The following is an 11,911-nucleotide window of genomic DNA, read 5'->3' on the forward strand; positions in this document are numbered from 1 at the left end:
TCCGGCGCTGGCCGCCGCCGCGGGAATCAGCTTGAACAGGGCAACGACCTCGCTTGCGGCGGCCCAGGGCACCCGGTCTTGTCACCGGCAAATTGGTCCATATCTGTGGGCTCGGTCTTGAAGTTCTGCATCACGGGACACCTGTCCGTCGCTGCTCGTTGAAATGAGCCTCACCTGCGGCGGCCGGTCGTCTCAACTGCTGGTCCAACCCTTGGGTGATTCATGCGCGATCCCGTCGAAACCTATATGAACCTTGTGCCTATGGTGGTCGAACAGACCAACCGCGGCGAGCGCGCCTACGACATCTTCTCGCGCCTCCTGAAGGAGCGCATCATCTTCGTGACCGGTCCGGTCGAGGACGGCATGGCGACCCTGATCGTCGCTCAGCTCCTGTTCCTCGAGGCCGAGAACCCGAAGAAGGAAATCGCGATGTACATCAACTCGCCCGGTGGCGTGGTGACGTCGGGCCTCGCGATCTACGACACGATGCAGTTCATCCGTCCGGCGGTGTCGACGCTGTGCACCGGCCAGGCGGCCTCGATGGGCTCGCTGCTGCTCTGTGCCGGCCACAAGGACATGCGCTTCTCGCTGCCGAACTCGCGCATCATGGTGCATCAGCCGTCCGGCGGGTTCCAGGGCCAGGCGACCGATATCATGCTGCACGCCCAGGAGATCCTGAACCTGAAGAAGCGGCTGAACGAGATCTACGTCAAGCACACCGGCCAGCCCTACAAGGCGATTGAGGACGCCCTGGAGCGCGACAAGTTCCTCACGGCGGAAGCCGCCCAGGAGTTCGGCCTGATCGACAAGGTCATCGACAAGCGGCCGGAAGATCCGGCGGCGATGGGCAAGTGAGCCAACAGTAAGCGACGCGGGGCCCGATGGACGGGCCTGGGGGATGTAACGGCGGCTCCTTTACCGGCTTCGGTCGGCAAAGGTGCTGAGGTAGGGTCCCAAAAGAGCCGCAACCTTGCCGTGCGGCCGGCAAATAGGCGTGGCAAACACGCAACGCTCCGCTGATTTCGCGTGTTATTGCCGTGTCAAGCCCCAAAATCACGGTAATGTCACGGTCTAGGGTCTGTGCTCCGATTAGCGAATTCTTGATAGTCGGATGACAGCATGATTGGCTAGAGTGTCGAGTTATGGATCGTGGGGGATTCGCGTAGGTCGTGGGTGCACGACAGGTGAAGAACAAGGTGTTAATTTTGGTACGAAATTTGCTCTTTCACCAGTCTGGTCCGGCCCGTGCCGGATCGGGACGAACGAGCGGACAAGAGCGAACCGCGGACGGAGACAGGAATGAGTAAGGTCGGCACGAGCGACTCGAAGAACACGCTATATTGCTCGTTCTGCGGCAAGAGCCAGCACGAAGTCCGCAAACTGATCGCAGGTCCAACCGTCTTCATCTGCGACGAGTGCGTCGAACTCTGCATGGACATCATCCGCGAGGAGAACAAGTCCTCGCTGGTCAAGTCGCGCGACGGGATTCCGACCCCGAAGGAGATCTGCAAGGTCCTGGACGATTACGTCATCGGCCAGAACCATGCGAAGAAGGTGCTCTCGGTCGCCGTCCACAACCACTACAAGCGGCTGAATCACCAGACCAAGCACTCGGACGTCGAACTCGCGAAGTCGAACATCCTGCTGATCGGTCCGACCGGCTCGGGCAAGACGCTGCTCGCCCAGACGCTCGCCCGCATCCTGGACGTGCCGTTCACGATGGCGGATGCGACGACCCTGACCGAGGCCGGCTATGTCGGTGAGGACGTCGAGAATATCATCCTGAAGCTGTTGCAGGCGGCCGACTACAATGTCGAGCGCGCGCAGCGTGGCATTGTCTACATCGACGAGATCGACAAGATCAGTCGCAAGTCGGACAATCCCTCGATCACCCGCGACGTGTCGGGCGAGGGCGTCCAGCAGGCGCTGCTCAAGATCATGGAGGGTACGGTTGCGTCGGTTCCGCCGCAGGGCGGCCGCAAGCATCCGCAGCAGGAGTTCCTGCAGGTCGACACCACCAACATCCTGTTCATCTGCGGTGGTGCGTTCTCCGGCCTCGAGAAGATCATCTCGGCGCGCGGCCGGTCGACCTCGATCGGCTTCGCCGCCCAGGTTCTGGCGCCGGAGGACCGCCGCACCGGCGAGATCTTCCGTCACGTCGAGCCTGAGGATCTCCTGAAGTACGGCCTGATCCCCGAGTTCGTCGGCCGTCTTCCGGTCGTTGCGACGCTCGAGGACCTCGACGAGAACTCGCTGAAGAAGATCCTGACCGAGCCCAAGAACGCGCTGGTGAAGCAGTATCAGCGGCTGTTCGAGATGGAGAACATCGAGCTCACCTTCGCCGACGAGGCGCTGGGCGCGGTGGCGCGCAAGGCCATCGAGCGCAAGACCGGCGCGCGTGGTCTGCGGTCGATCCTCGAGAGCATCCTGCTCGAGACGATGTTCGACCTGCCGGGTCTCGAGGGTGTCGAGGAAGTGGTCATCTCGCGTGAAGTGGTCGAGGGCACCGCCCGCCCGCTGTACATTTACGCCGATCGCTCCGATCGCGCGGTGGAAAGCAGCGCCAGCGCGTGAGGCGCGCTGGTACGAGAGACAGAAGACCTCGATTTATTAGATCGGCGATCGCCGCGGACGTCATGTCCGCGGCATCGCAGCGTTTCAGCGTCCCGCCGCGTAAAGCCATTTTTGGCGGGTGTTTACCGATACTTGACACCCCCCGGGTCGATAGCCACCTAATGTCGCGTGGCGATACAAATCTCAATCCCGGGATTCGCCTCAACAACGATCCGAAACAAGCGGGCGATATCGACGCGTCAGTGATGTCCGGATCAGATCGCACCTTGTGGCGGTTGCGCACGATGGCGGACTGCGTGCAAGGGGGCTAAACAAAAGGAACAGGCCATGACGACCCCCAAACCCCGGCCGACCATCGTTTACGGCGAGAGCCACGCCTATCCGGTTCTGCCGCTCCGCGACATCGTCGTCTTCCCGCACAACATCGTTCCGCTGTTCGTCGGCCGCGAGAAATCCATCCGCGCCCTCGAAGAGGTGATGAAGAACGACGCGCTGGTGATGCTCGCGACGCAGAAGAACGCGTCCGATGACGATCCAGCTCCGGATGCGATCTACGAGACCGGGACGCTCGCCAGCGTGCTGCAACTCCTGAAGCTGCCCGACGGCACCGTGAAGGTGCTGGTCGAGGGCCTGGAGCGCGCGCGCGTCGAGAAATACACCGATCGTGCCGACTACTACGAAGCCACTGCCGTTGCGCTCGAGGACACCGACGCCAAGTCGGTCGAAGCCGAGGCACTCGGGCGCTCCGTCGTGTCGGATTTCGAGAGCTATGTGAAGCTGAACAAGAAGATCTCTGCAGAGGTCGTCGGCGTCGTTCAGTCGATCACCGATTTCGGTAAGCTGGCCGACACCGTCGCCTCGCATCTCGCCGTCAAGATCGCCGATCGCCAGGGCATCCTGGAGACGCTGTCCGTCACCACGCGCCTGGAGAAGGTGCTGGGCCTGATGGAGAGCGAGATCTCGGTGCTGCAGGTCGAGAAGCGCATCCGCTCGCGTGTCAAGCGCCAGATGGAGAAGACCCAGCGCGAGTACTACCTGAATGAGCAGATGAAGGCCATTCAGAAGGAGCTGGGCGACGAGGACGGCCGCGACGAGCTCGCCGATCTGGAAGAGCGCATCAACAAGACCAAGCTCTCCAAGGAAGCGCGCGAGAAGGCCCAGCACGAGCTGAAGAAGCTGCGCCAGATGTCGCCGATGTCCGCGGAAGCGACCGTCGTGCGCAACTATCTGGATTGGCTGCTGTCGATCCCGTGGAACAAGAAGTCCAAGGTGAAGAAGGATCTGGAGGCCGCGCAGGCGGTTCTGGATGCGGATCACTATGGGCTGGAGAAGGTCAAGGACCGCATCGTCGAGTACCTGGCGGTGCAGTCGCGCGCCAACAAGCTGACCGGCCCGATCCTGTGCCTGGTCGGACCTCCCGGCGTCGGCAAGACCTCGCTCGGCAAGTCGATCGCGAAGGCCACCGGCCGCGAGTTCGTTCGCGTGTCGCTGGGCGGAGTGCGCGACGAGGCGGAGATCCGCGGTCATCGCCGGACCTATATCGGCTCGATGCCCGGCAAGATCATCCAGTCGATGCGCAAGGCCAAGACCTCGAACCCGCTGTTCCTCTTGGACGAGATCGACAAGATGGGCTCGGACTTCCGGGGTGACCCGTCGTCGGCGCTGCTGGAGGTCCTGGACCCCGAGCAGAACACGACCTTCAACGATCACTATCTGGAGGTCGACTACGACCTGTCGAACGTCATGTTCATCACGACCGCGAATACGCTGAATATTCCCGGGCCGCTGATGGACCGCATGGAGATCATCCGCATCGCGGGCTACACCGAGACCGAAAAGCTCGAGATCGCCCGCAAGCACCTGATCCCCAGCGCGATCTCCAAGCACGGACTGGACTCGAAGGAGTGGTCGATCGACGACGACGCATTGCTGCTCGTGATCCGGCGCTACACCCGCGAAGCGGGCGTACGTAATCTGGAGCGTGAGATTTCCACACTGGCCCGCAAGGCCGTGAAGGAGCTCATGATGTCCAAGAAGAAGTCGGTGAAGATCACCGAGAAGACCGTCGAGGAATTCTTGGGTGTTCCGAAGTTCCGCTTCGGTGAGATCGAGAGCGACGATCAGATCGGGATCGTCACGGGTCTGGCATGGACCGATGTCGGCGGTGAGCTGCTCACCATTGAAGGCGTCATGATGCCCGGCAAGGGCAAGATGACGGTGACGGGCAATCTGCGCGACGTCATGAAGGAGTCGATCTCGGCGGCGGCGTCCTACGTCCGCTCGCGGGCGATCGTCTACGGCATCGAGCCGCCGATGTTCGACCGCCGCGACATCCACGTCCACGTTCCGGAGGGGGCGACCCCGAAGGACGGTCCGTCGGCGGGCGTCGCGATGGCAACCGCAATCATCTCGGTCATGACGGGCATTCCGATCCGTCACGACGTCGCGATGACCGGTGAGATCACCTTGCGTGGTCGCGTGCTGCCGATCGGCGGTCTGAAGGAGAAGCTCCTGGCCGCGGCCCGCGGCGGCATCAAGACGGTGCTGATCCCCGAGGACAACGCCAAGGATCTCACGGAGATTTCCGATGCGATCAAGGGCGGCATGGAGATCATCCCGGTCTCCCGTCTCGACGACGTCGTCGCCCGGGCCCTGGTCCGCAAGCCGGTGCCGATCGTCTGGGAAGAGGACACCAAGGTCCCGGTGAAGGCCGATGGCGACGAAGCCGCCGGCGGCCTGACCGCCCACTGAGGTCCGAACTGATCCCAGGAAACGGCGCCCGTAAGGGCGCCGTTTTCGTTTGGGGGATCGAGCCACCGACCCTTCGAGCGTGCGTGGTCTGCCCCCACCGGTCCCGCTGCGGCGGTTTCTCGCTGCCGCCGCGTGGTTCCGGCGTTGATTGAGGATCGGGCAGGGGGTAAAGAAGCGCGACGTGAGGGCGGCTAGCTCAGCTGGTTAGAGCATCTCGTTTACACCGAGAGGGTCGGGAGTTCGAATCTCTCGCCGCCTACCATTAGCATCCGCTGGGACGCACCCTCGCAATGGTGACGCTGCTATTGTGGTGCGTCGATTTTCCAAGCTGATGGCGATCCTCTCCAGAAGCGCGTTTGTGCGTCGGGTTTCATCGATCTGCTGCTCTCCAAGCTGAGCCACCTTGCCATCGAGCCTCGGCGGCTGAGCCAAACCCACGTCCCGATCACGATGATGGCGCCGCCGAGTGCTCAATTCGGACAAGGGTTCAAAATCCTTTGCGACAGCTGGTGCGAAGCGCCCGGACGATTTCGCGTGGCGATGAACCGTTCTTCGGCTAGCTTGGCGCGCGGCGTGAACATCGCGGGCGAACCGATGACCGACTTCCTGCGCCACTGCACCGGCGGACATGAGCGCGCCATTCCGGCGGGCACCATGCTGCTCGAGGAGGGGCACAACACTGGGCATCTCTACATCCTGCTCGACGGAGAGCTGGAGGTGATCAAGGCCGGCGCCACGGTGGCCGTCATCTCCGAGCCGGGCGCGCTGTTCGGCGAGATGTCGCTCCTGCTGGAGCAGCCGCACACGGCGACCGTGCGGGCGCTCGTCGATTGCCGGATCTACGAGATCCCGGATGCGCCACGCTTCCTCAGTGAAAATCCCGAGGCGACGCTCGCGATTGCGCGCATGCTGGCGCAGCGCCTCAACGTCGCCAACAGCTATCTCGCCGACCTGAAGCGGCAATATGCCGGCCATGGCACCCATCTTTCGATGGTCGGCGAGGTGCTGCAGGGCATGATCAACCTGCCGCCGCAGCAGGTTTCGCCAGGAACGGATCTGGAATCCGATCCACGACTCTGAGCCAGTCCGGCGCCGCCGTCACCGGCTGCGCCGGGCGTTGCAGGGGGCCGGCGAGATCGATCCATTCGGCTTGCCCCGCCGCCAACCAGAAGGCGCGCCCTTCGTCGGTGTCGAGCACCATGTAGGTCGGCGGTCGCCCGGGTTGCCGCCCGGTGTTGAAGACCCAAGTCTCACCGACGCGATCGAACCAGGACCCATCCGTGATGAAGGGCGACTGGTGGACGTGGCCGGAGATCACCATCGCCGGGCGGTGCCGCGCGATGAAGCCTTCGAGCTCGGTGTCGCCGAAGAAGCGCTTGCCGCCCCAGCTCACCGGCGAGTTGGCCGGCGGCGCATGATGCACCCAGATCCAGCGGGCTGTGTCGCGCCTCGCGGCGGCATCGAGCTGGCTTGCGATGGCGGCCTTGACGAGAGGACCGTCCCACCATGGGCAAACCGAGAACAGCGTGTCGCCGATCAGAAGGTCATCGCCGTCGGCTGCGATGCCGAGCTCGCGGACCGTCCTGATCCAGGCCGCGATCTTCTCGCCATCCGGGTTGCGCTCCTCCAGGTCATGATTGCCCGAGCAGATCATGACCCGCGTCTTGGCCGCCAGGAGCGCGAGATATGTCTTCACGACCACGATCTGGGCGCGAATGTCGACGATCGAGGCGAGATCGAGCGCATCGCCGGCGAACACCACCGCATCAAAATGATCGGCAGCCGCCACCAGCCAGTCGAACTGCGGCAGCGAGTAATGAAGATCGGCAACGATGAGTGCGCGCATGTGGCTCCTGACGCACCTGATCGAAGCAAGAGCGAGACCAGACCCGGCGACACCAGAGGCTGTCCCGCTATTGCATTGCGCTACGGCGCTCGCCAGCAGGTCCGCGCGCATCTATCGATCCCTCACCCGCGGCGGTATGATGGGGCCGTTGTTCAGCCGCAGCTGCCAATTGCGAGTGTCCCATGTCTCGTCGTCCGCGACCGCCAATGACTGTTTCCTTCGTCCGCACCGGCGAACGCCGCTACGCGGTGCGCGCGACGCTCGGCGACGGACACACCCTCGAAATGAGCCCGGCGCCTGGCTTCGATCCCTGGATGCCGCATGATCTGCAACACTTCATCGTCGAAAAGCATCTCGGGATTGACGGCGCCGTATTCGGGCGGCTCGCGGCCGGCGGCACGGCCGGGACCTTTCATTTGGTCCCGCATGCGACCTCGTCCCGCGAGGCCGCGCGGCTGCGTCGCAGGCATGAGACCAGGGACCAGCGCCTGATGCCGGATCGCAGCGAGGACTATGCCCGCTCCGAGCGCGCTACATATGTGTGCTGGCAGGACTGGCTGCAGCAGGCTGACGATCCGGCGCTGCGGGCGCGCGGGGCCGAGATGGCACCGTCGGCGCGCAGTCTGCTGGACGGGATGTCAGCGGAGGAGCGCGCGGCCTACACGCCGGCGCGGCGCGACGCCATCCGACAGAAGTTCGCGCGTCTGAGCCGACGTTGGAGCGCTCTCGCCATCGGCGAAAGTCTCTCCGAACCGTGGTGAGGAACGGCCCACTTTCTTCCTCAAGCGCATCGCGGCCTCGTACCTTGACAGGACAGGCGGCTGCATGCGCCATGCCGGCTCTTGCGATGACCTCAATCAGACAGGGCACATCATGCAATTGCCGGCAGGGGACGACCGCAACGCCGACCAGATCGCCTATTGGAACGGGCCCGGCGGCCAGCGCTGGTCCGATCGCCAGGAGGCGCAGGATATCCTGCTCGCACCGGTGTCGCAGATCCTGATCGAGCGTATCGCCGCGAAGCCGGGTGATCGCATTCTCGACATCGGCTGCGGCTGTGGTGGTTTGTCGATCGCACTGGCCGGGCAGGTGGCGCCCGGCGGCTCCGTTCTCGGCGTCGACATCTCCGCACCGATGCTCGAGCGGGCGCGCGCGGTGGCGCCGGCCGGGCTTCCCGCCGAGTTCGTGCTGGCCGACGCGACCGTGTATCCGTTCGCGCCGGCGAGCTTCGATCTGCTGGTGTCGCGGTTCGGGGTGATGTTCTTTGCCGATCCGGTGGCGTCGTTCGCCAACATCCGCCGCGCGCTGAAGCCGAGCGGCCGGGTCGTGTTCGCCTGCTGGCGCGAGCCGAAGGCCAATCCCTGGATGATCGCGCCGCTGCAGGCGGTCTATCGTCACGTCCCGAAGCTGCCGGAGATGGCGCCGGAGGATCCTGGCCCGTTCGCCTTCGCATCCGAAGCGCGAGTGGCGCGGATCCTCGGCGAGGCCGGCTTCAGCGACGTCGCGCTGGAGGCGCATGCGCTGTCACTCGACATCGCCCGCGGGCAGGGTCTCGAGGCGGCAGTGGAGTCGGCGTTCGAAATCGGCCCCGCCAGCCGCGCGCTGGAGGGGCATCCCCAGGAGACGCGCGAGGCGGCGCGGCAGTCGGTCCGCGAGCTGCTGACGCAGTACGTACGCGGCGACAGCGTGACGCTCGCCGGCTCGATCTGGCTGGTGACGGCGCGCGTCTGACGCGCGCCGGACGGCGCTCAGGATCGCTCTTCCCAGATCATCGCCAGATGGACGATGGTCTGCGCCGCCTTCTCCATGTCCTGGACGCTGACCCATTCGAGACGCGAGTGGAAGGCATGCTCGCCGGCAAAGATGTTGGGGCAGGGCAGGCCCATGAACGACAGCCGCGAACCGTCGGTGCCGCCGCGGATCGATGTCCTGACCGGCGTCAGGCCGGTGCGGCGGATCGCCTCCTCGGCATAGGTCACGATCTCCGGATGCAGATCGATGACCTCCTTCATGTTGCGGTATTGCTGCCGAACCTCCATCCGATAGCTCGAGCGCGGATAGTCCTTCAGGACATCCCTGACGATGTCCTCGAGCAGCGCTTCCTTCTGCCGCAGGCCCTGCTCGCTGAAATCGCGCACGATGAAGTCGAGTCGCGCCTGTTCGAGCGCGCCGGAGATCCCGACCGGATGCAGGAAGCCTTCCTTGCCCTCCGTCGTCTCCGGCGAGCAGCCATCGTTCGGGAGCCGATCGACGATTGCGGACGCGATCTTGATCGCGTGCTCCATCTTGCCCTTGGCAAAGCCGGGATGGGCGCTGACGCCGTTGATGAGGATGGTGGCGCCGTCGGCGGCAAAGGTCTCGTCCTCGATGTTGCCGGCGGTTTCGCCATCCATCGTGTAGCCGAAGTCGGCGCCGAGCTTCTTCAGGTCGACCCGGTCGACGCCACGGCCGATCTCCTCGTCCGGCGTGAACAGGATCTTGATGGTGCCATGCTTGATCTGCGGATTGCTGATCAGGAACTGCGCCGCGTCCATGATCTCGGCGATGCCGGCTTTGTTATCGGCCCCGAGCAGGGTGGTGCCGTCGGTGGTGACGATGTCGTTGCCGATCTGGTCCTTCAATGCAGGATGCTCAGCCGCACGGATGATCTGGCTCGGGTCCCCCGGCAGCACGATGTCGCCGCCCTGGTAGTTGCGCACGATCTGCGGCTTCACGTTGGCCCCGGAGCAATCGGGCGACGTGTCCATGTGCGAGCAGAAGCAGATCACCGGCACGGCCTTGTCGGTGGTGGCGGGGATGGTCGCATAGACGTAGCCATGGTCGTCCAGGTGGGCGTCCGAGAGGCCCATTGCCTGCAGCTCGGCTGCGAGCATCCGGCCGAGATTCTTCTGTTTGAGCGTCGAAGGACAGGTCGGCGACGTCGGGTCCGACTGGGTGTCGATCGCGGCGTAGCGGAGCAGGCGCTCGGTGACGGAGTGGGTGTAGCTGCGAAGCGGGTCGGACATGGGCACCAAGAGAGAGAGAGAGAGGGAGACGTTACTGGAGGTATCAGTATACTAATATATCAGTTATTGCATACCAGATACCAGGGGGTGGCAACCTATCAATGGTTTCCGCTCTGATCAAAGATCGTCCGCCAGCTCCCGTGCGGAATACGGCGGGTCGCGGGCCGGCGTTGATCAGCACCGCCTCGCCGACAGCAGGATTGCGCACTCCGGCGCGCGCCACCTGCAGGATACCGACTCCGGCGATTCGAAGCTCATCTTCCTCGCACCGGTGGCGGGCGATTCGTGGGCAGCGTCCGCGAGGAATCTCCTCTCACTCGCTTCCTGGTCAGCAAGTGCGCCTCGGTGGGGTCGGCGGCCGGAAATTTCAATGCCCGGTCGGAAGCATGCGCGGTCGGACTTGGCGCCCATTTTGCCATATCCGGCCTGCGACGTCGTCGCGAAGCGACCGCCAGCGCCGCCGCCGCGGGGCGGGGTTGCCGCGGTCCGGAAGGAGAGACGCGGGACAGGTCGATTTGGCCCATCATCGTGTGGCGACTAACGTCGGCTGCCCGGGCCCAGCCAAGGAGATCGGGCGTCCTGCATTGCCTCCCATCAAGGACTTCGCACAGCTGTCGGTTCATTGTCCTTGACTTCGAAACATCGCCCCTTTAAGTCGCACTCCTCCGCGGATTTCGCGATCACGCGGGAGTAGCTCAGTTGGTTAGAGCGCCGGCCTGTCACGCCGGAGGTCGCGGGTTCGAGCCCCGTCTCTCGCGCCATGTTTTCAATGGCTTAGCTTTCGATATGATCCGTCCGCCGGTGCAAGCAGCGCCGCCGCGCGATCCCTTCCCGTCTACGACCTAGCGCTCCGCCGGACTGCAAGTGCTCCGTCGCCGATTTTCCGATCGGGCATGAAAAAGGCCACCCGGCGGGTGGCCTGCGATTGCCGTCAGATGGCAGCGGAGCAGTGGCCTCAGCGGACGACCATCGAGTCGCTGGAACTCGTCATGGTCACCGGCTTGCCTGCCTTCACGACGTGCGATGCCGTCTGGCTGTAGTCGACGTTGGCGCGGGTCGCGATGCCGAAAGCGGTCACCGCGATGCCGGCGACCAGGGCAACGACGACGATCTTCAGATGGGTCGATCGGTCTGCGGAATGCAGCGAGTGGTTCATGTCAGCCTCCCGGCGTCTCAGAGCGCCACTTTGTTGCCTGCACATGTAACCCCGCTTTGTTTCGATCCCGTTTCTTCGTTTCCTCAAAATGGTTTCATCGGTTGCAGCCGCCGCGGCGGCAATCGGGAGTATGCGGCCGGGGTTAACAGCGCGCGGCGGTGCCGGTATCGACGGCGGTCGCGGATGATCTTGATCCGGCGGCCCTTCGTGACCATCTCCCGCGGTAACGGAAGCCTATCGGGTGACGGTCCCGTCGCCTCGTTTGGATCTCCCGATCGAGCGCTGATCCGCATCCGTCTCCGACCAGCCAGCCTGCGCACACCGGCGTGCGTCCTCGCGATTGCTGATCGCCTCAGCGTCCTGCGTTGGACCGTGCGGCACCGTAATGCTGCGGGTCTGCAATGCGGCTCCTGCACGCGTCATCCGCGGCGCCGTTGCTCGGTGTGTCCGGGTTTCCGCAATGTGGGGAGGGATGACACCGGCGAGACGGCTTGTCTTGCGCGGCTTGGTGCGCTGCGCTAAGGCTTCGACCAATTCCAATGCAACGAGTCTGCGGTTTGCACCGAAACCGCAGAGGAA

The 11,911-nt window shown here is 64.1% G+C and carries 9 protein-coding genes and 2 tRNA genes; 8 read left to right on the forward strand and 3 right to left on the reverse strand.

The window, feature by feature from the left end; all coding sequences use genetic code 11:
• The first annotated feature begins 222 nt into the window (after positions 1-222).
• The 5 genes from QX041_RS10405 to QX041_RS10425 all read left to right on the forward strand — a co-directional run bounded on the left by QX041_RS10405 (position 223) and on the right by QX041_RS10425 (position 6,405).
• Positions 223-855 (forward strand): ATP-dependent Clp protease proteolytic subunit, encoded by a 633-nt coding sequence (locus tag QX041_RS10405; RefSeq protein ID WP_315711531.1) that lies wholly within the window; start codon positions 223-225, stop codon positions 853-855.
• A gap of 444 nt (positions 856-1,299) precedes the next feature.
• Complete coding sequence (clpX, locus tag QX041_RS10410) at positions 1,300-2,574, forward strand: ATP-dependent Clp protease ATP-binding subunit ClpX (protein WP_012044595.1); 1,275 nt, start codon at positions 1,300-1,302, stop codon at positions 2,572-2,574.
• 327 nt (positions 2,575-2,901) lie between these two features.
• Complete coding sequence (lon, locus tag QX041_RS10415; protein ID WP_315711533.1) at positions 2,902-5,325, forward strand: endopeptidase La; 2,424 nt, start codon at positions 2,902-2,904, stop codon at positions 5,323-5,325.
• A 185-nt stretch (positions 5,326-5,510) separates the two neighbouring features.
• Positions 5,511-5,587: transfer RNA gene (locus QX041_RS10420), tRNA-Val, on the forward strand.
• Positions 5,588-5,919: 332 nt separating this feature from the next.
• Complete coding sequence (locus QX041_RS10425) at positions 5,920-6,405, forward strand: cyclic nucleotide-binding domain-containing protein (protein ID WP_316165221.1); 486 nt, start codon at positions 5,920-5,922, stop codon at positions 6,403-6,405.
• Here the strand turns inward: QX041_RS10425 and QX041_RS10430 are convergent.
• Positions 6,344-7,171 carry a metallophosphoesterase gene (locus tag QX041_RS10430; RefSeq protein WP_316165222.1) on the reverse strand — a complete coding sequence of 276 codons (828 nt, stop codon included), beginning with the start codon at positions 7,169-7,171 and terminating at the stop codon, positions 6,344-6,346. The genes QX041_RS10425 and QX041_RS10430 overlap by 62 nt on opposite strands.
• 206 nt (positions 7,172-7,377) lie before the next feature.
• Here QX041_RS10430 and QX041_RS10435 point away from each other — a divergent pair, with 206 nt between their 5' ends.
• Positions 7,378-7,932, forward strand: a complete 555-nt coding sequence (locus QX041_RS10435; RefSeq protein WP_316165223.1) for a hypothetical protein — start codon at positions 7,378-7,380, stop codon at positions 7,930-7,932.
• A 112-nt stretch (positions 7,933-8,044) separates the two neighbouring features.
• The gene (locus QX041_RS10440; protein WP_315711540.1) at positions 8,045-8,902 is read left to right on the forward strand and encodes a class I SAM-dependent methyltransferase; all 858 of its coding nucleotides are present in this window, start codon (positions 8,045-8,047) and stop codon (positions 8,900-8,902) included.
• Between the two features lie 17 nt (positions 8,903-8,919).
• Here the strand turns inward: QX041_RS10440 and pepT are convergent, their stop codons facing one another.
• Positions 8,920-10,176 (reverse strand): peptidase T, encoded by a 1,257-nt coding sequence (gene pepT / locus QX041_RS10445; RefSeq protein WP_315827174.1) that lies wholly within the window; start codon positions 10,174-10,176, stop codon positions 8,920-8,922.
• A 684-nt stretch (positions 10,177-10,860) separates the two neighbouring features.
• Here pepT and QX041_RS10450 point away from each other — a divergent pair.
• A tRNA-Asp gene (locus QX041_RS10450) sits at positions 10,861-10,937 on the forward strand.
• A 194-nt stretch (positions 10,938-11,131) separates the two neighbouring features.
• On the opposite strand, the gene QX041_RS10455 is transcribed toward QX041_RS10450, so the two are convergent.
• Positions 11,132-11,332: a hypothetical protein gene (locus tag QX041_RS10455; RefSeq protein WP_315711542.1), complete on the reverse strand. Its 201-nt coding sequence runs from the start codon at positions 11,330-11,332 to the stop codon at positions 11,132-11,134.
• Between the last annotated feature and the right edge of the window lie 579 nt (positions 11,333-11,911).

It is taken from the genome of Bradyrhizobium sp. SZCCHNRI2009 (assembly GCF_032485115.1).
Taxonomy (GTDB): domain Bacteria; phylum Pseudomonadota; class Alphaproteobacteria; order Rhizobiales; family Xanthobacteraceae; genus Bradyrhizobium.

What these genes read in the sequence shown, in the direction of transcription:
- QX041_RS10425 (WP_316165221.1), top strand. Translation starts at nt 5,920, where the DNA reads ATGACCGACTTCCTGCGCCACTGCACCGGCGGACATGAGCGCGCCATT.
- QX041_RS10435 (WP_316165223.1), top strand. Translation starts at nt 7,378, where the DNA reads ATGACTGTTTCCTTCGTCCGCACCGGCGAACGCCGCTACGCGGTGCGC.
- lon (WP_315711533.1), top strand. Translation starts at nt 2,902, where the DNA reads ATGACGACCCCCAAACCCCGGCCGACCATCGTTTACGGCGAGAGCCAC.
- clpX (WP_012044595.1), top strand. Translation starts at nt 1,300, where the DNA reads ATGAGTAAGGTCGGCACGAGCGACTCGAAGAACACGCTATATTGCTCG.
- QX041_RS10455 (WP_315711542.1), bottom strand. Translation starts at nt 11,332, where the DNA reads ATGAACCACTCGCTGCATTCCGCAGACCGATCGACCCATCTGAAGATC.
- QX041_RS10405 (WP_315711531.1), top strand. Translation starts at nt 223, where the DNA reads ATGCGCGATCCCGTCGAAACCTATATGAACCTTGTGCCTATGGTGGTC.
- pepT (WP_315827174.1), bottom strand. Translation starts at nt 10,176, where the DNA reads ATGTCCGACCCGCTTCGCAGCTACACCCACTCCGTCACCGAGCGCCTG.
- QX041_RS10430 (WP_316165222.1), bottom strand. Translation starts at nt 7,171, where the DNA reads ATGCGCGCACTCATCGTTGCCGATCTTCATTACTCGCTGCCGCAGTTC.
- QX041_RS10440 (WP_315711540.1), top strand. Translation starts at nt 8,045, where the DNA reads ATGCAATTGCCGGCAGGGGACGACCGCAACGCCGACCAGATCGCCTAT.